At 36.9% G+C, this 20225-nt stretch carries 23 protein-coding genes; 11 read left to right on the top strand and 12 right to left on the bottom strand.

Annotated elements, in window-relative coordinates; genetic code table 11:
* From AB1444_00775 to AB1444_00740, 8 genes are all read right to left on the bottom strand, one after another.
* Entirely contained in the window at positions 1-1182 is a 1182-nt protein-coding gene (locus AB1444_00775; protein MEW6525182.1) for a pyridoxal phosphate-dependent aminotransferase, read from the bottom strand.
* A gap of 147 nt (positions 1183-1329) precedes the next feature.
* Complete coding sequence (locus tag AB1444_00770) at positions 1330-3150, bottom strand: phosphoenolpyruvate carboxykinase (GTP) (protein MEW6525181.1); 1821 nt, start codon at positions 3148-3150, stop codon at positions 1330-1332.
* A 179-nt stretch (positions 3151-3329) separates the two neighbouring features.
* Entirely contained in the window at positions 3330-3593 is a 264-nt protein-coding gene (locus AB1444_00765; GenBank protein ID MEW6525180.1) for an STAS domain-containing protein, read from the bottom strand.
* A 115-nt stretch (positions 3594-3708) separates the two neighbouring features.
* Positions 3709-4401 carry a class I SAM-dependent methyltransferase gene (locus tag AB1444_00760; protein MEW6525179.1) on the bottom strand — a complete coding sequence of 231 codons (693 nt, stop codon included), beginning with the start codon at positions 4399-4401 and terminating at the stop codon, positions 3709-3711.
* Positions 4352-4627, bottom strand: a complete 276-nt coding sequence (locus AB1444_00755) for a hypothetical protein (protein ID MEW6525178.1) — start codon at positions 4625-4627, stop codon at positions 4352-4354. The genes AB1444_00760 and AB1444_00755 overlap by 50 nt, the downstream gene beginning before the upstream one ends.
* The gene (locus AB1444_00750) at positions 4624-5004 is read right to left on the bottom strand and encodes a hypothetical protein (protein ID MEW6525177.1); all 381 of its coding nucleotides are present in this window, start codon (positions 5002-5004) and stop codon (positions 4624-4626) included. The genes AB1444_00755 and AB1444_00750 overlap by 4 nt, the downstream gene beginning before the upstream one ends.
* A gap of 9 nt (positions 5005-5013) precedes the next feature.
* A complete protein-coding gene (locus AB1444_00745) occupies positions 5014-5874 on the bottom strand; it encodes an HDOD domain-containing protein (protein MEW6525176.1) in 861 nt (286 codons plus the stop codon).
* Positions 5875-5897: 23 nt separating this feature from the next.
* Positions 5898-6377, bottom strand: coding sequence for a chemotaxis protein CheD (locus AB1444_00740; protein MEW6525175.1), 480 nt, complete (start codon positions 6375-6377; stop codon positions 5898-5900).
* A gap of 129 nt (positions 6378-6506) precedes the next feature.
* Here AB1444_00740 and AB1444_00735 point away from each other — a divergent pair, with 129 nt between their 5' ends.
* From AB1444_00735 to AB1444_00710, 6 genes are all read left to right on the top strand, one after another.
* Entirely contained in the window at positions 6507-7424 is a 918-nt protein-coding gene (locus AB1444_00735) for a hypothetical protein (protein ID MEW6525174.1), read from the top strand.
* The gene (locus AB1444_00730) at positions 7411-7926 is read left to right on the top strand and encodes a hypothetical protein (GenBank protein ID MEW6525173.1); all 516 of its coding nucleotides are present in this window, start codon (positions 7411-7413) and stop codon (positions 7924-7926) included. The genes AB1444_00735 and AB1444_00730 overlap by 14 nt, the downstream gene beginning before the upstream one ends.
* A gap of 71 nt (positions 7927-7997) precedes the next feature.
* Positions 7998-8852 (top strand): MBL fold metallo-hydrolase, encoded by an 855-nt coding sequence (locus tag AB1444_00725; GenBank protein ID MEW6525172.1) that lies wholly within the window; start codon positions 7998-8000, stop codon positions 8850-8852.
* Between the two features lie 43 nt (positions 8853-8895).
* The gene (locus AB1444_00720) at positions 8896-9510 is read left to right on the top strand and encodes a histidine phosphatase family protein (GenBank protein ID MEW6525171.1); all 615 of its coding nucleotides are present in this window, start codon (positions 8896-8898) and stop codon (positions 9508-9510) included.
* Complete coding sequence (locus AB1444_00715) at positions 9507-9707, top strand: hypothetical protein (GenBank protein MEW6525170.1); 201 nt, start codon at positions 9507-9509, stop codon at positions 9705-9707. Before AB1444_00720 ends, AB1444_00715 begins: the two co-directional genes overlap by 4 nt.
* A gap of 3 nt (positions 9708-9710) precedes the next feature.
* A complete protein-coding gene (locus tag AB1444_00710; GenBank protein ID MEW6525169.1) occupies positions 9711-11525 on the top strand; it encodes a sodium/solute symporter in 1815 nt (604 codons plus the stop codon).
* 134 nt (positions 11526-11659) lie between these two features.
* On the opposite strand, the gene AB1444_00705 is transcribed toward AB1444_00710, so the two are convergent.
* Positions 11660-12247 carry a DUF2179 domain-containing protein gene (locus AB1444_00705; GenBank protein ID MEW6525168.1) on the bottom strand — a complete coding sequence of 196 codons (588 nt, stop codon included), beginning with the start codon at positions 12245-12247 and terminating at the stop codon, positions 11660-11662.
* A gap of 237 nt (positions 12248-12484) precedes the next feature.
* On the opposite strand from AB1444_00705, the gene AB1444_00700 reads away from it, so the two are divergent.
* Both AB1444_00700 and AB1444_00695 read left to right on the top strand, forming a co-directional pair.
* A complete protein-coding gene (locus AB1444_00700) occupies positions 12485-13903 on the top strand; it encodes a sodium:solute symporter family protein (GenBank protein ID MEW6525167.1) in 1419 nt (472 codons plus the stop codon).
* A 94-nt stretch (positions 13904-13997) separates the two neighbouring features.
* Complete coding sequence (locus tag AB1444_00695; protein MEW6525166.1) at positions 13998-14285, top strand: hypothetical protein; 288 nt, start codon at positions 13998-14000, stop codon at positions 14283-14285.
* Here AB1444_00695 and AB1444_00690 read toward each other — a convergent pair.
* Positions 14282-14728 (bottom strand): universal stress protein, encoded by a 447-nt coding sequence (locus tag AB1444_00690; GenBank protein MEW6525165.1) that lies wholly within the window; start codon positions 14726-14728, stop codon positions 14282-14284. The genes AB1444_00695 and AB1444_00690 overlap by 4 nt on opposite strands.
* A gap of 52 nt (positions 14729-14780) precedes the next feature.
* On the opposite strand from AB1444_00690, the gene AB1444_00685 reads away from it, so the two are divergent.
* The gene (locus tag AB1444_00685) at positions 14781-15527 is read left to right on the top strand and encodes a hypothetical protein (GenBank protein ID MEW6525164.1); all 747 of its coding nucleotides are present in this window, start codon (positions 14781-14783) and stop codon (positions 15525-15527) included.
* Here the strand turns inward: AB1444_00685 and AB1444_00680 are convergent.
* Both AB1444_00680 and AB1444_00675 read right to left on the bottom strand, forming a co-directional pair.
* Complete coding sequence (locus tag AB1444_00680; protein MEW6525163.1) at positions 15518-16531, bottom strand: hypothetical protein; 1014 nt, start codon at positions 16529-16531, stop codon at positions 15518-15520. The genes AB1444_00685 and AB1444_00680 overlap by 10 nt on opposite strands.
* Before the next feature lie 2 nt (positions 16532-16533).
* On the bottom strand, positions 16534-17889 hold the full coding sequence (locus AB1444_00675) for a restriction endonuclease (protein ID MEW6525162.1): 1356 nt from the start codon (positions 17887-17889) through the stop codon (positions 16534-16536).
* Positions 17890-17999: 110 nt separating this feature from the next.
* Here AB1444_00675 and purE point away from each other — a divergent pair, with 110 nt between their 5' ends.
* A complete protein-coding gene (purE, locus tag AB1444_00670; GenBank protein MEW6525161.1) occupies positions 18000-18527 on the top strand; it encodes a 5-(carboxyamino)imidazole ribonucleotide mutase in 528 nt (175 codons plus the stop codon).
* Positions 18524-20092 carry a glutamine-hydrolyzing GMP synthase gene (gene guaA / locus AB1444_00665; GenBank protein ID MEW6525160.1) on the top strand — a complete coding sequence of 523 codons (1569 nt, stop codon included), beginning with the start codon at positions 18524-18526 and terminating at the stop codon, positions 20090-20092. The genes purE and guaA overlap by 4 nt, the downstream gene beginning before the upstream one ends.
* Positions 20093-20225: the final 133 nt, after the last annotated feature.

Raw genomic sequence — 20225 nt, 5'->3', positions numbered from 1 at the left:
TTATGAAAGTGATTCAAGGGCTTTTTTAAATTGTGGTATGGATTTTTCAATCACCTTTTCTGGTACACAGAAAGCTAATCTAAAATACCCGGGACCACCAAATCCCACACCCGGCACAGCAAGTATATTAAAATTAAGAAGATGCTTAACAAATACTACATCATCGTCCAGTGGGGACTTACAGAAAACATAAAACGCCCCCTTTGGCTTAACAAATGAATATCCTGCCTTTTGCAATCCTTCACAAATCATATCTCGCCGTGTTGAATATGCTTTTACTTCAACAGTATCAAATGCAATTTTTTCTATAACCCGTTGCATAAGAGCAGGCGCATTAACAAACCCTAATATTCTATTACATAATATAAGCCCTGCCATAACAATATCAGCTTCTGGCATGGAAGGATTGATTGCAATGTATCCTATTCGTTCACCGGGAAGCGATAATGTTTTTGAAAAAGATGAAACAACCATTGAATGTGAATAATGGGAAAGGATGCTAGGCACTGTACTATTGTCATATACCAATTCACGGTATGGCTCATCGGAAAGCAGGTAAATGGGTTTTCCAAATTTTTCAGAGTAACGCTGTAGTACTGCAGCCAATCTGGTTATATCTTCATGGGAATAGATAACCCCTGTAGGGTTATTGGGAGAATTAATAAGCACTGCTCGCGTTTTTTCATTAATTGCTTTTTCTATTGAATCAATGTCCAGGGCAAAGTCCGATTTTGTTGAAACTAAATTTATACTACCATTGTGATTTGCAATATAAAACCCGTATTCCACAAAATACGGTTTAGGCACTATGACTTCCTCACCGGGATTCAATATAGTTTTCAATGCAACATTTAAGCCCCCTGCAGCACCACAGGTTAAAATAACATAATCGCCGCTGATATCTATAGAATGATCTTTTGCAACTTTTTTTGCAATGATGGCGCGTGCAGACATAAACCCTGCATTTGGCATATAGCCATGTGCTTTTGGATCGGGTTGTGATGCTAACGATTGCAGTGTTGAAAAAAATGATTGTGGTGGTGTAACATCAGGGTTACCCAAGCTAAAATCATAGACATTTTCCTCACCATACTGTGCTTTAAGACGAGCCCCCTCTTCAAACATCTTCCTGATCCATGACGAGCGTGTCATGGCTTCAGCAATATAGGTAGCAACTGACATGGTAACCTCTCTAACCATTTATAATATAAATATTGTTAATCAAAAATTGTAATGCTAAATAGTATGGGAAGTCATTGTTTTTAGCAAGTGTTTTTTTATCTGCACTATGCTTAAAAAACGGGGTGTTTGTTACACCCCGTTTTATTGTTATTTACGTAAGCCTTTTTCCATTTCATCAAGTAATGCATACAATTCTTCAGGCAGGTGATTACCAAATTTTGGATAATGGTTGGTACGGATATCATCAACCTCCTGTAGCCAACCTTCGGTATCAACTTTCAGCAATACTTCCATATCCTGAACAGGTACGCTTGATGGCCTGTCAATTGCATCTATTGTGGGCATATTACCTATTGGTGTTTCAATTGCTTTTCCACTTCCATCACATCGTTCAAATATCCATTTTAATACCCTGCTGTTTTCGCCATACCCTGGCCACAGCCATTTCCCATCATCTGTCTTTCTAAACCAGTTAACAAAATAAATTTTTGGCAACTTATCGGGCGTTGTTTTCTGTGCAATATGTATCCAGTGTTTAAAATAATCACCCATGTGATAGCCACAGAATGGAAGCATAGCAAAAGGATCTCTTCTGACCTGTCCCACTTTTAGGTCCAGTGCAGCAGCAGTTACTTCAGAACCAACTATCGACCCCAAAAATACACCATGCAGCCAATTTTTTGATTCAAGTACCAGGGGTATTGTATGAGCACGTCTGCCACCAAATAAAAATGCGCTGATGGGAACTCCATTGGGATCCTCCCATTCTTTTGCTATGGACGGGCATTGGCTGGCGGGTGTAGTAAACCGCGAATTGGGATGTGCGGCAGGAGCCTGGTCCTTATTATTTTTATCATAAATCCAATCTTTACCCGTCCAGTCTATAAGCTTCCCATCAGGATCATAGCCAATACCTTCCCACCATACATCCAAATCTTTTGTAAGTGCAACATTGGTGAATATGGTATTCTTCTCTATGGTTTTCATGGCATTGTAATTTGATTGTTCAGATGTACCCGGTGCAACACCAAAAAAACCTGCTTCGGGATTAATGGCATATAAGCGCCCGTCACTTCCAAATTTTAACCAGGCAATATCGTCGCCAACCGTTTCAACCTTCCATCCGGGGATTGTTGGGACAAGCATGGCTAAATTTGTTTTCCCACAAGCTGACGGGAATGCCCCGGCAATATATTTTGTTTTGCCTTCCGGGTTGGTTATTTTCAATATCAGCATATGTTCGGCAAGCCATCCTTCATCGCGCGCCATGACTGATGCAATTCTGAGTGCCAGACACTTTTTTCCTAACAACGCATTACCGCCATAGCCTGAACCATACGACCATATTTCACGGGTTTCAGGAAAATGAGATATATATTTTTTTTCAAGTGGTGCACAGGGCCATCTGCCATTGTCACTTTCACCTTTTGCAAGTGGTTTACCTACTGAATGAAAACATGGAACAAACTCACCATCTGTGCCTAACACATCCAGCACCTTTGCGCCCACGCGAGTCATAATATGCATATTGATAACCACATACGGCGAATCAGTAATTTCCACTCCAATTTTTGCTATTGGTGAACCCACGGGGCCCATTGAAAAAGGAATGACAAACATGGTACGCCCCCGCATACAACCGCGGTAAAGATCAGTCATAGTTTGTTTCAACTCCACAGGATCAATCCAGTTGTTAGTTGGACCAGCGGCTTCTTTTGTTTTTGAAGAAATATATGTCCTGTTTTCAACACGTGCAACATCACTTGGGTCTGATCGAAACAAAAGGCAGCCAGGGCGTTTCTTCTGGTTTAAACGAATAGCCAACCCTTCAGCAACCATCTGCTCTGCCAGCCGGTCATATTCAGCCTTTGAACCATCACATACATATACATTTTCCGGCTGCATCAATGCTATTGCATCCTCAATCCACTTTCTGAGCCTGTTATGTTTTAGCTCGTGTAATTCCATATTCTATCCTTTCTATTATTTAATTTTGATAAAAAATAGGTAACGTATTGTTAAAGCACCGTGGTATGGTATGACAATTTTGTCAACAATTCTGTTAAGATACATTTATAGCAAAAAATATTTTATTTTTCAAATATTAACTAAGGATAGATGTTATTGATCAGGTAGGCTTATGTGCATCAGCGTATCTGTAAAATAGTATCAACCCGTAGAGAACGAAACATCCTTAAAATATCGCCGGGGATATTCTGTATTTCACACTTTTTTCCCTTTTGCATACTGCTTTTTTTTATATCAATTAAAAAGGCAATACCTGCTGAGTCAATATAGTTTAACCCTGAAAGATCAATTGTTAAATCATCAGGAGCAGATAGATATACCTTTTTCACATCTTCTTTCAAATTGTAGGAAGAATATAAATCAAGATCCCCTTCAATTTTCAAGAAGTAACCCTGTTCTGTTTTGTTAAATGAATATACCATACTTGTTAAAAGTAATGACCCTACTGTACTGATTTTCGGACATATATGGCTGTATATTGAGTAAATTCTACGCCATTTATTTACAGCAAACAATGTATTCATAGGTAAACATATCACCTATAAACTGCTGTAATATTTCATACTCATCCTTTGCACTGGCTGTGCTGTTTAAAATAAACTGTAATTTTGGTGTCATACGGCAACCAAATATATCATTATATACTCCTCTGTGAACGGTATAACCCCATTTTTTAGCTACAGCTTCAATATGTGAAAATCGTATGGTATATTCACTATGCCCAAATAGCCGTATTTCGTATGGATTAAAGGTTGACCGTACAGGCACACATTCTCTGAAATCACCCTGTGATTCTGATTCACAGCTATGCTCACTTATATATATGTATTTGGTTCCTGTTTTACACATCTTTTCTATTGCAAGCAGAGCCCCTAAATTGAAATTAAATGGATTGGCTTTAATTTCAAGGTTATACATATTAATAAAGCGTTTACATTCTCTTATTTCATCTAATTCAGAAGATTCCAGTATTTCATCTGTGATTTCACAAACTGTAATAAAATCCCCTACTATCTCATTACATATAATAAGATCAATATTGGCAAGTAGCGCATTATCCAGTTCCAGAAAATCTGAATGTACAAATGAAACATTACCTTTTATGTTTTTCTTCTGTTCTGAAAGCATTGCAGGAGATATATCAACCATGGTACAGTGAACATGTGGACAATATGCTAAAAAATCCTTCATTAAAAAACCATACCCCCCCTCCAGCCTCAAGTATTGTTTTAACCTGTTTCATATCAATATAACTTGCAAGAAATTCATACAATAGCATCCCATACGACGCATTTTTCTTTATCACTTCCCTGCAGGGGCTGTTTTCTGGATAGAGCATATTACAAACTGTTAGCTCCCACCCCAGCGTGGCTATTTGCTCTTTATGATAGGTGCGTGTGTCATTTATGTGAATCATATAACAATACCATTTTCTGGAGGTTGTGAATGCCAGAAGAACATATAATATATAATAAGTAGTATAAGCAGTATAAAAACTAAAGCTATAGCAATAACCTTTATTTTATCTTTTGTTGGCAATAATTTAAAATTACCAAGTGTATACCAGTATGCATATAATTTTTCAATTATTGTTTTAATTATATTTGTGAAAGATAATCTGGTTTTGGGCTTTTTCTTCAAAGTTACATCAAACGTTGCATTCGTATACAGTTCTGGATCATCCGGATTGGCTAAGAAGGAATATCCACAACGACATTGCACTTTAATTTTCCCAGAATCAATAGGGAAACGCAGCTTAATGCCGCAAGAAGGGCATGGTTTGATGATATGCATAAGTAAATCCTAAAGAATATCCCTTGCTTTGTTCATCAATTCTGGGATATCACTGTAGAATTTTTCCAGTTGTACATCCTGCAGTCCAAGCATTGTAACTGCATCCTGGCTCAATTCATGGTATAACCCATCGCTGCCAATACCAATACCAGCCATGAGGCACAGAGTATTAGCTATATGAACTATGGACACTATTTTTTTATGTTCATCCGGAGCATTTGTGGGCTCATGATGATAACGAACAATTGATTGCAACACTTTAGGAAATTTCCACTTTATGGTAACCTGCTGGCCAATCTCTTGATGGTCAAACCCCATAATTTGTTTTTCTGCTTCCTGGAATGTAATATTTTTTTCGGTTACAGTGGCAAGTATATCCTTAAAGGTACTCTGAACAAACAAGGCCAGAACTGTTTTCCCCACGTCATGTATTATTCCACCCGTAAAGGCAATATCAGCCACCGCTTTCTGATTACACTCGGTTGCAATATTTTTTGCAAGCATGGCTACCGCTACACCATGTTTCCACAATTCACCTCGTGCCAGGTCATAGCCCAAAATAACCCTGTTTAATACTGATTTTGTTGTGGCAAGAACAACAATATCTTTTACTTCCTTAAGCCCTAATATCACAATTGCACGATCAATAGAAGATATTTCCTTGCCCTTGCTGAAATAAGCTGAATTACACAACTTTAAAATATTGGCGGTGATTGCCTGATCCTTTGCTATTTCTTCAGCAACCTGCTTGAATGACACATCAGGGTCATTGACCATATTAATTATCCTGCTTACCACATCTGGCAAGGAAGGTAGCTGATCAACATTCTGAATTATGGACTGAATCCTCTGTTGTATATGTTCATGCATAATTATTATCTCCAATCCATCTATCAAACCTTATAATACATTTTTTCCTGGCCACTGGCTTTAACTTTCAACCTTCCATCATCCAGGAAGAAGTCAATAACCCTACCCGCGCTGCCACCAATATCTTCTGCTACTATAGGAATGCCAAATTTTGCCAGCGCCTGTCGTGTTGCTTCAATATTGTTTTCACCAATATTTGCCAGTGTCGTTGTTGACTTAAATTTAAACATTGAAGCACCACCTGCAATTTTTGCTGACATAAATTCCTTTTTGCACCCTTTCTTTATTAACTGCTGTACCAGAATAGGAATTGCTGTATCTGCATATTTTTCAGGATTGCTATCGCCCGGATTTTTGGGTAATAATATATGAGCAAGCCCCCCTATCTTTTTATTGCGCTCATAAATACATATTCCAACACAGCTACCCAGAATGGTACGTAACACTGCAGGGTTTTCAGCCACTGCAAGCTGTGCTACACCAATGTTGATAAGATTATCCATCCTGTCTACCAATTATAAAATATTGCCATTTCTATTAAATATTATCTTGATTAAAAATTACCTCATCATGTATATTTGTCAAGGCAAAAGGCGATATTTATTAGAATAAATTTTCAAGGAGAAGTGGTTATGGCAGTAAACCAGATTAACAATTATATCCGCCTTATAGATCCACAAAATGTTAATAAAACTGGAAACATATATATAAATATTTTAAAAAACGAATTTATCATGCTCAATGAGGAGATAATCATACCTAAAATCCCGGTTTCAAAATTATCATATAACGAAGCGTTGCCTATAGCACAAACTATCATTCCTCTTATTCCGCTATTTCTGTTGGGACATACCCTGCTTGAAGAGCGTCAGCCTGCACATGAACTGCATAGTCTTCATTTTATACGCCTGCTTGAAGGAAAGTGTATTAATTTTTATCATGTACTGAGGTTGGATTTTAAATTTGGTGGCGATAGCTCTACAATACTGGAACCAGGCAATAATGACTTCTATCCTTCATACAGAACCAACAGGCTCTATTATAAATCACGACTTGTACCCACATGTAAAGATTCTTCACCACCAATTACGCCAATAAAACTTATTCAATCTATCACCACCGAGTCAGACCAGTATTTTCACACGTATGCAATGTTTGATGATATTGACACATCAAATATAACTAATGAATTTATACAAACACTGCCCAATATTTTTTCAATACCATCAAGTCTTTACCCATTTATTGTTATGGATTACTATACAGCATGCATGAATATTCCCTCCCCCGTACCTCTAGAACTTGATCGCGGGGTAGCAATTTTTGAACCACTGTTTTTTATCATAGCTTCACACTTTATACCTATTGATTCAATGATATCTTTAAATGAATTAGAAGCTAATTTTTCTGAACGTATTGAAATAAAAGGTCAAGAGCTTGTGCCTGCATCCAATCTGATTCAAATGGCAAGCGATTACTTCAACCGCTATTCACTCACCCGTGATGAACAATGTATGCTGAAAGGATGGTGGCAGCTTGTTATTGCATAAAATTAAATATATTTTGCCAGTACTTTTTCTTTTTATTGCATGTACCAACAAACCATTAAAAATTATTAATACTGAGTGCGGCAGCAGTGTATCAATGAAGGGAACTATCGCCAATGCTTCCCTGGTCTATACCTTTAAGCCATGTACTTATTGCAGGTCATTAAAAGATATATGTAATTACATCTATTTTCAGGGTGATACACTGTGTTTTAGCATACAATGCAATCAGAATATTGAATCGGCAACCGTGACAGCCTATTTTGAAAACCCAACTTCACATACAACATATACAGCAGAACGAATAGAAAAAGTAACAACAACTGTATATGGGTTTTCACTTATCGGCAGCCTTCTAGAGAAAATATTCCTGAATGACATTCGTAACACCCACAGTTTTAAAACATTCAAGCTACCCTTTGTCATCCATGTTACTATTGAAAAACAAAACCAAAAGGTACACCATACTTTTTCAGATACATTGTATGTGCACTTTGTAGACTAATTATGTTTGAAGAAAGCCACAGGAAATGTCGAAGAGTACAATATCAATACGTGAAGTAACACAAGGTATTAATGAAAAAAAATAAAACCAACATGTATATCCGATTCTGGGGTGTCAGAGGTTCAATACCAACACCGGGCAAGGATTTTGTTAAATATGGTGGGAATACTTCATGTGTTGAGCTCAGATGTGGCCATACAATTCTCATCTTTGATGCAGGTACCGGCATCAGAATGCTTGGAAAAGCACTATCAAAAGAATTTTTTGGCAAACCTGTTGAAGTGCACCTTTTCATAAGCCATACTCACTGGGATCATATACAGGGATTTCCATTCTTTGACCTGGCATATAATAAAAATGCTTCTATTTATTTTTATGGAGGGCACAGCGTTTCAACACTGGAAAAGCTTATTTTAGGCCAGATGGATCGAGAGTACTTCCCCGTAACTCTGTTTGAGCTATCATCCAATATCCATTTCGTAGAATTGTCAAAGAATCCATTTACCATCAATGATATTACTATATGGTACACACATCTTTTTCATCCTGGATTATCATTAGGCTATCGCGTGGAATATAATAATCGTGTTTTTGTCTATGCCACTGATAATGAAGTTTTAAATGATCCAGAATTGGGTGATTATAACCTTAGAAATATAGGCAATTTAATACAGGATGCCGACATCCTTGTTGCCGACTGCCAGTATACACCCCAGGAATATGCAACACGTATAGGATGGGGGCACTCTTCTATTGAATCTGTTGCTGGTGTTGCTTCGCGTTTTAATGTAAAGCATTTAATTACATTCCATCATGATCCCAATCATACTGACCGTGATATTTCAAAAGCTGTAAAGCATGCACGTTCTCTGTCTTTCCCTGTCAGAATATCTGCCGCAAAAGAAGGGGATATTCTTTATATTTAAAAAATATTGATTTTATATTTTCTTTATCTATACTGGCACATGTATGAAATCAATTGTGTTACATAATACATACCTTTGCATGCGCCATGCCCAGAGCACTGCCAATGAAAAGCATATTATCATCAGTGATCCTGCAACTGGAGTCAGCAATTATGGACTAACACAGGAAGGGGAACGTCAGGTGTTACAGGCGATAGTTACTACTAAAGAAATGCAGAATATAACATATATCTATACATCGGATTTTTTACGTGCATATCAAACTGCAATACTTGTTGCCAAGCATTGTACCAATGTCCCTATCATACCTGATTCACGACTGCGTGAGCGCTATTTTGGCCAGTTTGAGGGAACTAACAGCGAGAATTACCACAAAGTATGGGATATGGATTGCAAATTAGAATTTGATGCTGCCTGCTATGATGTTGAACCCATTCAAGCAGTTGCACGACGGATGCTATCATTTTTACTTGATTGCGAAAAAAACCTTACAAACCAGAAGATACTTATTGTATCCCATGGTGACCCTTTGCAAATTCTATATGCTATTGCCAGTGGTCTTGCCGCACATAAGTTTAAATCTTTGCCACATTTTACCAATGCGGAAGTACGCATATTGCCATTACACTTTACAATTCAGGAGGAATATGGATCATGAATTCACCCTGGTTGCCTTTCATATATCAGTACAGCATTTTCACTATATTCTTCATTTTCACCACAATGATAGCTATAAAGAAGGATGTTATATCACTTTCTCATCCTACCGAGCGCCGCATACTTTTTGAAATTATTGCTGGCTATCTGTTTTTTATCATATTCCACGCATCAATGATACTCTTTGCCGGGGTGTAAAATATGATTAAGGGTACAGTACTTGATTTTGCTATTATTATATTTTATTTTTTATTTATACTGGGATTTGGTACATTCTTTGGCAAATATGTCAAAAGCACTAAAGATTTCTTTTTTGGTGGGCAGCGTTTCAGCTGGTGGCTTATTGGATTTAGCTGCGTGGCAACAACGGTAGGATCATACAGTTTTATTAAATACTCAGCTGTAGCATATCAGTACGGATTTTCTTCAACAATGACATACCTCAATGACTGGTTCATCCTGCCACTCTTTGTATTCATATGGCTTCCTATAATTTATTATTCACGGATAACATCAATACCTGAATACTTTGAAAAGCGATTTAACGGCACCACACGGACAATCAGCGTTATTATCCTGTTAATCTATTTATTGGGATACATAGGCATTAATCTTTACACTATTGGAGTTGCATTTAATGCCATGTTTGGCTGGGATGTCATGGTTACCGCCATACTAATATCCTTTGTATGTGCTGTATATATGCACGCAGGAGGTCAGACGTCAGTAATTATGACCGACCTGGCACAGGCATTGATGCTGCTTTCAGCTGGATTCCTGGTTTTTTTCTTAGGAATAGAAAAAATTGGCAGTGTATCCACTTTCTGGAAGTCTTTGCCCTATGAATTTAAATTGCCCTTTTCACCGTTCAACAAACCACCCGATTTCAATTTTGTAGGTATATTCTGGCAGGATGCGTTTGGTAGTTCCATGGCATTCTATTTTATGAACCAGGGTATACTCATGCGTTTCTTAAGTGTCCGCTCTCCCCGTGATGGTAGAAAAGCAATGTTTTTAGTTTGTCTAGTACTCATGCCATTGGCTGCATTTGCTGTGGCAAATGCAGGGTGGATAGGTCGGTCTATGCAAAATTTAGGACTGCTGTCAAACAATACTGACCCCAATCATATATTTGTGGATGTAGCTTTTGGAATCACAAAACCAGGAATATTTGGATTTATCATGGCAGCTTTAATTGCAGCACTAATGTCAACAATTGATACACTCATTAATGGAGTAGCTGCAATTGGTGTCAATGATATAGTTAAAAAATTTGTCCCGGATAAAGATGACATGTTCTATCTCAAATGGGCCCGAACCATTTCTTTAGCTGCTGCAGTCATTGGTGTAGCCCTGGTACCCTTATTCATGCAATTCAAATCCATTTATCTGGCTCATGGTACATTTATTGCTGCAGTAACCCCTCCCATGATAGTAACTATCTTATTTGGCATTTTATGGAAACGATACACAACAAAAGCAGCTATCTATACCCTGGTTCTTGGCAGCATAGCAATGCTTATCTCCATAAAATGGCCAGCAGTATTAACATTATTATCCCACGGTGTAGCCCCCCAGGGACTACAGTATTTACGGGCACTATATGGATTAATAGTATGTACCACTGTTAGTATTGTGATTACACTACTGTCAAAAGAAAAAGAATTATCTAACATTCCTGGCCTGGTAGTTGACAGCATCCATGCAGGAAAAGTTTTATTCAAAGGTGGTGAACCGGATGATTTTGATGAAGGTAAAATAATCCATTGCTACATAGCCGAAACCAATGAAGGGGTTTCATTAAGTACAAAGATGATGGAATATCTGCAGGCTAAACCAGGTGATATTCTTTATATAGCCGATGAACGGTGGTGGTTAGGAGGACTACGATCAATCCATGCCAAAGCCGGGACACCACATCAGGGAGTTGATAATGTACTATTTTTAGGTTCTGATCTCATTACCCAGGGGAATTTAGATGTAAACAGGAAAGTTACCGTCATAAAAATTATTTAATTATGGGCACCTCTAAAAACTGCTTTCTTCCTAAATTATTCATTTAATAGAAAGCGGTTTTACCCTATATTTTGTGCCCACAAGGGAACATTCAAAAAATTAGTTTTTAGAAGTTCCCTTATAGCCTTATCCCTTCATTTCTTCTTTGTAATAAAAGCCGCAAATTTTTGAGTAAATCCATTATGAACAGAAAAACCACTGAGATGCTGTTTAACATCTTCAATGGTAATGAATGCATTTGGTTCTAACATCTGGACAATTTCCACAACTCTTTTTACTTCTTTCTTTGGCACAACGGTAAACAATAAGGTAATGGGGCCCTTCATGCCAATTCCATCAATCTGAGTAACGCCAAATCCTTCCTGCCGTAGCACCAGTGGCAATGCGGAAACAACTTTACTGGTGATAATTCGTATCGACTGATAGCCAATGGCAATTTTTTCTTCAAGGAGCATCCCAACATAATTTCCAGTAGCAAATCCTGCAGCATACACTATATAACTAATTATACCATCAAAATGCTTCAAAGCCGAATTTATAGCCACAAGCCAGATTAAAACTTCAAAAAATCCCAGAATCGGCGCAATTGACCTGTATCCACGAGCCATTAAGATTATGCGCATAGTACCTATAGATACATCAAAAATACGGGCTACAAATATTAAAAACAATGTTCCGTAATCTGAAAAAAATGTATTCAAAATATCTAAAATAAAATCCATAGTAAATACATATTATACGATAGTATTTTTTCAATTATTATTCTTTTAAATAATTGTGTCATGAATATAAACACGCATACAACAACCAATGATAGATGTATATTGCTTACCATTTTTTTGTAAAAATATTTGTTTAAAAGTACATTGATTTAATTTTTTTTAGTATATTTCTTGAAAAAATATAAACTATTCTATGTCAATAGTATTTTTCAAGTACCAATAGCCAGGTGAAGGAAGGTGTCAGGATATCTCATTGGAATCTTAGCATATATCATTTTTCAGCTTATTTTAGGGATAATAGTTTCCCGTAAGATCCATTCTGATGATGATTTTATTCTCGCAGGAAGAAAATTAGGTTACCTTCTAGTTACATTTTCAGTCTTTGCAACCTGGTTTGGTGCCGAATCCTGCATTGGTACTTCGGGTGCAGCATACGCTGACGGGCTTGTTGGAGTTACTGCTGATCCTTTTGGATATGCGATAGTTCTTTTTGTACTTGGCCTTTTTTTTGCATCCCGTCTGTGGAATATGAAACTAACAACTATCTCCGATTTTTTCCGAAATACCTACGACAGTACTGTAGAAAAGCTTACCGCAATAATACTTATACCTACATCTCTGCTCTGGGCTGCGGCTCAGATACGGGCATTTGGACAGGTTCTATCTGCATCATCTGAATTGGAATTAACCATATCCATTACCATATCCGCGATAGTTGTTATTGTATATACGGGGTTGGGTGGATTACTTGCTGATGCAATAACAGATATTGTTCAAGGTGCCATTTTAATCATTGGGCTTATTGTCATCTTATTTTCCGTGCTTGGCGATGTGGGTGGATTGTCTCAAGCATTAAGTATGATCGATACAACCCGATTGACATTTGTTCCTCATTCACTATCCGACCCCTGGCAGCGTTTATTCACAATGGTTGAATCATGGGCTGTGCCAATATGTGGCTCCCTTGTTGCTCAGGAGGTAATCTCTCGTATGTTAGCTGCACGATCAGCTACAGTGGCACGAAGAAGTTCATTATTAGCATCTTTTATGTATATTTCAATTGGCATGATTCCCCTGTTTATAGGGCTTGTTGGCTTTCATATTATGCCCGGCTTAAATGATCCTGAACAAATACTGCCCAGGATGGCACAATTTCACTTTCACAAATACCTTTATATTATTTTTGCGGGGGCACTGGTATCAGCGATTCTTTCTACTGTTGACAGTGCTCTATTAGCATCCTCAGCCCTTCTCAATCATAACCTTATTTTTAATTTCTATCCCAATTTAAGCGACAAAACAAAACTTATAGCCGATAGAACAGGAGTTCTTTTGTTAGGGATCACATCGTATATTTTAGCACTTCATGCAGAAGGCATCTATTCACTTGTAAAAGAAGCATCTGCGTTTGGTAGTGCCGGGGTTTTTGTTATTTACATCATTGGCATGTATTCAAAAAAGCCCAGTGTACCTGCTGCAATAGTTACCCTGATAACAGGAGCTACAACATACTTCGTTGGAAAATTCTTTATTCACTTTGAATATAGCTTTTTGTTATCAGTGCTGATTGCTGTTTTAAGTTATTATACTGTTATGCTGGTAACCAGGGCACTATCATCCAATGAATTGCTTGCAGTAAATGATACCGATAGTTAAAAATTTTCTTGCATTTGTATCACAAATATGCTTATAGTATTAAATCATTGATTGAATAAAGAATGAATATTCAATGAACATTAAAAGGTACAGAATGAAACTTAAATATGGTATTATTTTATTAATCTTAATTGTTATGATAAGGCCATTGCATGCAGCATTGTTATCACATGGTGCATTCAGCTCAAATGCATCATTACATCCTGTTACGGATGACAGTACAACAAATAAAGAACAACCCCCAACCAAAAATAACCAGGACGAACATCCGCAGGATGACAATTCAAATGATGATACCTTAGATCATAATGATAGTGAATCTGATGATGATTTAGAAGATATTCCAGATGATTTTTATGATTACCAGGAAGAAAATTTTTAAGCCCTTTTAATGACCAGGCACGGTATAGGTGATTTTCTTACTACTTTTTCAGTAACCGAACCCAACAACATTTCTTCAATATTGCTTTTACCATGTGAACCCATTACAATGCATGATACATTATACTGCTGAGATACATGTATAATTTCTTTAAAAGGGATACCTTCTACAATTAATGGAGTAACTTTAAATAGTCGCGAAAATTGCTTGATTAATGTATTCATCTGGGTTTCAGCTTCTTTTTTCAGAATATCCGATATATCATAGGGGTAGACAAATGTTTCACCAAATGCTGTTGTATCTATTATTGTGCTCTGGCGTATATCGATAACATGAAGAATGATTAATTCCTTTGTTCCTGCTTTCTTCATTAATTTTATATATGGCATGGCTGCATGAGCACATTCAGAAAAATCTGTTGGATAGAGAATTTTTTTAAACATATACGGTTCCTTTTAATGAAGCATACTGCTAAAGTACTTATAGAATAATACTATGAGCGATAGTAATCAAGAAAAAAAATCTCCTTTTGATGATTACAGCTTTGCTGTAATGTATGAAAAGCGAAATTCCCAATTGGGATATCCTGGTAAGCTTTTAGATCATGTTATAGAATGTCTCAACCAATATACTGTAACATCAGTTGCTGATGTTGGAGCAGGAACCGGTGCCTTCAGCATCCCTCTTGCTATTGCTGGATATACGGTGTATGCCATTGAACCTGCTATTGGCATGAGCAGCATTTTATATGACAAAATAAAAAATCTTTCTGTTAACATAACTATCTATCCTCATCCGCTTGAAACAATAAAATCATTGAAAGCCGATGCCTGTATAGCTATGCATTCAATATATGGTATCAAGCCATTAGAAAAGGCTTTGGTCACAATGATGCACATCGCACCACTGGTGATGATAGCAGTACGTACAGAAAAAACATATACATTAAGTGATGTTATCAGAAGTTATTTTAAAAAGGAACGATCAAAGCACCATTTACAACATATCATTGCTTATCTTAAGGAGCATTCAATATCCCATGAAATACATTATATCCACCAGATACATAACGTTCAGATTCATGATATATCTCAGGAAGCGTTATTTCATTGTTATGCAATGGGTTTTGGTGAAGGCCATGTAACTACTATAATGACAATCCTGGAAAAACATCTCCATAAAAATGGATCATACTGGTTTGAAAATGTCCACGATGATGCAATAGTTATTATTCACTCCTGATTTAATTTTTTTACCATACAACAGCCTGTATCTTTAGCAATCCCCTGTATTTTTGAAAAAAATTTTTCACTGCTGATAATTACCAGTGAACCATTATCAACAACCATACTATCTCGCGTTTCACCCTTTATGGAATATACAAATGGGAATGTATACATAGTATTATTGTACAGATATATATACATCTGCTGGCCAGTATTAATGACAACACCATAGTCAGTCATATGAATATCTGTAAGATTGGAAAAGTTTTTGATAATTTTTTCCTGTCTGGTTTTTATATTAATGCTTTTAAAATCCCAGTTACCTGCACTTCCTTTGATTACAAAAAGTGTTCCATCATGTAATGCATGTTTCCATGAAGCTACCCTGACAGATGGGATAAGCAAATCCCCATTTTTTGTTATTACCCACAGATTATATGCCCCAGCAATACCCGCAATGACAATCAGCTTATCATCTATAACATCTATATACGCATTATAATATTTAAATGCTTCGGGCGGTGAAAATTCAATTGATGATAATTTTTTTATCTGCTCATCTCTTACATTATACACAAATAATTCTTTACCGCAAAGTAAGTAGGTATGTGATACATGGGCAACTGCTTTTATAGGTTCCTGCGTTGGGTTGTTTATAATTGATTCTTTATCATTGATTGAAAGATATACCACAATACCATCTGTAACAGCACATGTATCTTCTTCCCTATCATACCATAAACTTACAACTTCACGGGGGAAATTGTAGGAATATTGTTCCGGATAAAGCATAGACACTATATTTTCTGAAGAAAAAATAGCAAAAGGTGTAAAATAAAGATTCTGAGCATTAATAGTCTTAATAGTGGAATATTGTAGCAATCCTTCCCTGAATTTTACAAATGCACTTTGCGTAAGCCCTTCATTATAAAGCCGTATCCCTTCATGAATCTCCTTTTCACGGGAGCACGAAACTGTTAAAAGCAGCACACACATGAGCAAATAGAAAAACCTGTTCATGATTAAACCTTTTTCCCTTTAATCTTTTCCATGGTTTTCTGTAAAAATCTTCCATCCATAATTTCAATCATTTTATTTGCTGCCTGAGATTTAGCATTTATACTGAATTTTGAAGTCGTAATAAAGATGCCGCTTCTGCATTTCTCTTCTAACATTCTCTGATAAAATGCATTAATTTGGCCTTCTGTTATATCACGGGTTGTGCGTATGAAGTTGATTAATGCTGGAGGTTCATTTATTCTTTTCACACTAAAGCATTTATACATATACTCATTAGGCGTAACTTCTTTTTTGTACACAATGCTGTAATTAAGCTGAGCAATTATTTCTGTTATAAGAGGCTGTAACTCGGACATTGATGAAGTAAATAAAAATTTCAAATTTTTATTTTCCAGTATTGCCTTGTAGTCATCCAGTTTCAGCTGAGTACTTCGGTAATTTGGATTTATACTTGCAATTTTTTCCCAGTGATGTACAGCCTCCTGAATCTTATTTTCCATTTCATAACATTCAGCAAGTAAATACCGGTAAGCCAGTCCTTCATCAGTACTATCCTTAACATAGGATAATCCTTTCTCCAATTCCTCAATGGCCTTACTGTATTCATCATTATCAAAGTATATCTGACCTATAGCATACTGGCTTTTCACAAAATATCGCCTGTCATTACGTGCTTTTGCTAACATATCCAGAGCAGCAACATAGTCCTTCTTCATTTTAAATATGATACCCAGATAATAATGGGGCTCATAATTGGCAGGATTGCTTTCTATTGCCTTGATGAGGAAATTTTGCGCCAGTTCATAATCTGCTAAATTAAAAAGACATATCCCTAGCGGTGCATAAATGTCGGTAAGTGCAGGATCCATGGTAACTGCTTTAAGCAAATAATCCTTGGCACCAATATAATCATGTTGCCTGTAAAGCACTATTCCAAGCCTGTGGTTTGCATTAATATCATCAGGATTAAACTGTAAAATTATCCTGAACTCTTCTACTTCCTTTTGCCATTGCTGTGTTTCATGGTATAGATCAGCAAGCATATAATGGATATCAAGTTCATTGACATACTTATTGAATTCAGGAAGGGCAAGAATACCATTAAGTTCAGAAATTGCTAAAAGGTATTGTTTTTGTTTTACTAAAATCTGTGCCCGTAAGTACCGTGCAGGAACATAATCTTTTTTTCGCTCAAGAACAAGCTTGACAATTTCACTTGCCTTTGCAATGTCTCCACTATCAAGGTATTCCTGGGCTTTACGCACCTTTGCAGGATACTGGTGAGCACGTATAACTAAAAGCAATGCACCAACGATAGATGCACCCACAATAAAAAATGTTATACTGAGCAGTGACATAAATTTTCACATTTAAAATTTGATTTTATTACTGCACGCATTATATTTTAAGTCAAGCATTATAGTATGCGATAGTTCATAATAATAAATTAAAAGAAAGGAACATAACAATGGCAGAAGTAGGAATCATCGTGGGCAGCGATTCTGATCTACCAAAACTAAAGGGATGTTTCCAGACACTGGATGATTTTGGTATATCATACGATGTGAAGGCATATTCAGCTCACAGAACCCCTCATCTGGTGGCCGAATGGATTAAACAGATGGAAAACGCTGGGGCTAAGGTTATTATTGCAGCAGCTGGTGGAGCAGCTCATCTTCCTGGCGTTGTTGCATCACACACTGTATTGCCTGTCATAGGTATCCCCATCGAAACGCAGGTGTCCGGTGGGCTTGATTCGCTTTTATCCATAGTGCAGATGCCATCAGGAATCCCTGTAGCAACAGTTGCTATCGGTAAAGCTGGTGCTACCAATGCTGCATTGCTGGCTGTATCTATTTTATCAACCGGGAATCCCGCTTATCAGGAAAAGCTGCGTAACTATCGCCACACTATGCAAAAAACCATTATTGAAAAAAATGAAACACTTTCCAAAGGTCTATACGAATACATAAATGCATTAGAGGCTAAAAAATGATTGAACATGGCTTTGGGGTATCTTCACAGAACAAAGTACTCATTTTGGATTTTGGCTCACAATATACACAGCTCATTGCCCGTAAAATCAGGGAGCTGAATGTGTATGCAGAGATAGTGCCCTATACAATATCCATTGATGAAATAAAAAAAGAACATCCCAAAGCCCTGGTTCTTTCCGGTGGACCTTCATCATTATATGAAAAAGATTCCCCAAAAATAAGCAAAGAATTATTTTCTTTAGGAATACCTGTTTTGGGGATATGCTACGGATTGTACGTGGTTGTCGATGCTTTCGGAGGAGTGATATCTCCATCACCTTTTAAAGAATATGGCAGAGCTGATATTACCATTGTAAACAATTCCCCATTATTTAAAGGATTGCCGGATACACAAACCGTATGGATGAGCCACGGCGATAAGGTTGAAAGCGTTCCACAGGAGTTTACTGTTATTGCAGGTTCACGTAATGCAAAAATTGCAGCAATAGAGTTTCCACAAAAAAAGATATATGGCGTACAATTCCATCCAGAAGTTTACCATACACAATATGGCAAAGAGATATTACAAAACTTTCTTTTTGAAATCTGCGATTTTAAACCAACATGGACAATGCAATCCTTTATTGATTCAGCAATAAATGACATACGAGCGGTTGTAGGCAATGGCACGGTACTCTTAGGTCTTTCCGGTGGTGTTGATTCTTCAGTTACTGCTGTGCTGTTACAAAAAGCTATCGGTAACCGTTTATATTGTGTTTTTGTGAACAACGGACTATTACGCAAGGACGAACATACTAAAGTCATAGAGCGATTTAAAAAACATCTGAATCTCAACCTTATCTATGTCGATGCTGAAGAATTATTTTTACAAAAACTAAAAGGGATAACTGATCCTGAACAAAAACGAAAAATTATAGGTAAAGAATTTATTAATGTCTTTAAATCCGAAGCTGCAAAAATTGGAACATTTGATTTTTTAGCACAGGGAACGTTGTATCCTGATGTAATAGAATCAGTTTCTACCAAAGGACCTTCAGATACTATAAAGAGCCATCACAATAGAGTGCCGGAAGTGCTTGAATTAATAAAAGAAGGCAAGGTAATAGAGCCACTGAAAGAGTTATTTAAAGATGAGGTGAGGGAATTAGGCAGGCAATTAGGCATGCCTGAAGAATTGATAAACAGGCATCCATTCCCTGGCCCCGGCCTTGCCATCCGCATTATTGGCGAAGTTACAAAAGAGCGTCTTTCTATTTTACGGGAGGCTGATGACATCCTGATTGAAGAGATAAAAAAAGCTGATTATTATACAAAACTTTGGCAGGCATTTGCCGTATTTTTACCCATAAAATCAGTAGGGGTAATGGGGGACAAACGTACCTATGAAAATGTCATTGCAATACGGGCTGTTACATCACTTGATGCTATGACCGCCGACTGGGCATACTTACCCGAAGATTTAATGCGTAGAATCTCCACGCGCATAATCAATGAAGTAAAAGGTGTAAATAGAGTTGTATATGACATCTCATCAAAACCACCATCAACCATAGAGTGGGAATAAAATTTTTATCAGAATCTGTTGACGAAAAATAAAATAATTATTATATTTTAAAATTAAATGATATTCTTAAGCACTAGTTTTTTCAATAGTTTCGTTACTTTTATTGAGTTCATATTTTCATAACGAATGCAAT

It is taken from the genome of Spirochaetota bacterium, assembly GCA_040756435.1.
Classification (GTDB): domain Bacteria; phylum Spirochaetota; class UBA4802; order UBA4802; family UB4802; genus UBA4802.
This window is presented reverse-complemented; position numbering and strand designations above follow the sequence as displayed.

Bases quoted from the DNA above. Each gene is read 5' to 3' on its own strand.
- AB1444_00695 (MEW6525166.1), top strand. From the start codon at position 13,998: ATGAAACTTAAATATGGTATTATTTTATTAATCTTAATTGTTATGATA.
- AB1444_00770 (MEW6525181.1), bottom strand. From the start codon at position 3,150: ATGGAATTACACGAGCTAAAACATAACAGGCTCAGAAAGTGGATTGAG.
- AB1444_00710 (MEW6525169.1), top strand. From the start codon at position 9,711: ATGATTAAGGGTACAGTACTTGATTTTGCTATTATTATATTTTATTTT.
- AB1444_00750 (MEW6525177.1), bottom strand. From the start codon at position 5,004: ATGCATATCATCAAACCATGCCCTTCTTGCGGCATTAAGCTGCGTTTC.
- AB1444_00745 (MEW6525176.1), bottom strand. From the start codon at position 5,874: ATGCATGAACATATACAACAGAGGATTCAGTCCATAATTCAGAATGTT.
- AB1444_00755 (MEW6525178.1), bottom strand. From the start codon at position 4,627: ATGATTCACATAAATGACACACGCACCTATCATAAAGAGCAAATAGCC.
- AB1444_00675 (MEW6525162.1), bottom strand. From the start codon at position 17,889: ATGTCACTGCTCAGTATAACATTTTTTATTGTGGGTGCATCTATCGTT.
- AB1444_00740 (MEW6525175.1), bottom strand. From the start codon at position 6,377: ATGGATAATCTTATCAACATTGGTGTAGCACAGCTTGCAGTGGCTGAA.
- AB1444_00690 (MEW6525165.1), bottom strand. From the start codon at position 14,728: ATGTTTAAAAAAATTCTCTATCCAACAGATTTTTCTGAATGTGCTCAT.
- AB1444_00720 (MEW6525171.1), top strand. From the start codon at position 8,896: ATGAAATCAATTGTGTTACATAATACATACCTTTGCATGCGCCATGCC.
- purE (MEW6525161.1), top strand. From the start codon at position 18,000: ATGGCAGAAGTAGGAATCATCGTGGGCAGCGATTCTGATCTACCAAAA.
- AB1444_00775 (MEW6525182.1), bottom strand. From the start codon at position 1,182: ATGTCAGTTGCTACCTATATTGCTGAAGCCATGACACGCTCGTCATGG.
- guaA (MEW6525160.1), top strand. From the start codon at position 18,524: ATGATTGAACATGGCTTTGGGGTATCTTCACAGAACAAAGTACTCATT.
- AB1444_00715 (MEW6525170.1), top strand. From the start codon at position 9,507: ATGAATTCACCCTGGTTGCCTTTCATATATCAGTACAGCATTTTCACT.
- AB1444_00680 (MEW6525163.1), bottom strand. From the start codon at position 16,531: ATGAACAGGTTTTTCTATTTGCTCATGTGTGTGCTGCTTTTAACAGTT.
- AB1444_00685 (MEW6525164.1), top strand. From the start codon at position 14,781: ATGAGCGATAGTAATCAAGAAAAAAAATCTCCTTTTGATGATTACAGC.
- AB1444_00725 (MEW6525172.1), top strand. From the start codon at position 7,998: ATGAAAAAAAATAAAACCAACATGTATATCCGATTCTGGGGTGTCAGA.
- AB1444_00760 (MEW6525179.1), bottom strand. From the start codon at position 4,401: ATGAAGGATTTTTTAGCATATTGTCCACATGTTCACTGTACCATGGTT.
- AB1444_00735 (MEW6525174.1), top strand. From the start codon at position 6,507: ATGGCAGTAAACCAGATTAACAATTATATCCGCCTTATAGATCCACAA.
- AB1444_00705 (MEW6525168.1), bottom strand. From the start codon at position 12,247: ATGGATTTTATTTTAGATATTTTGAATACATTTTTTTCAGATTACGGA.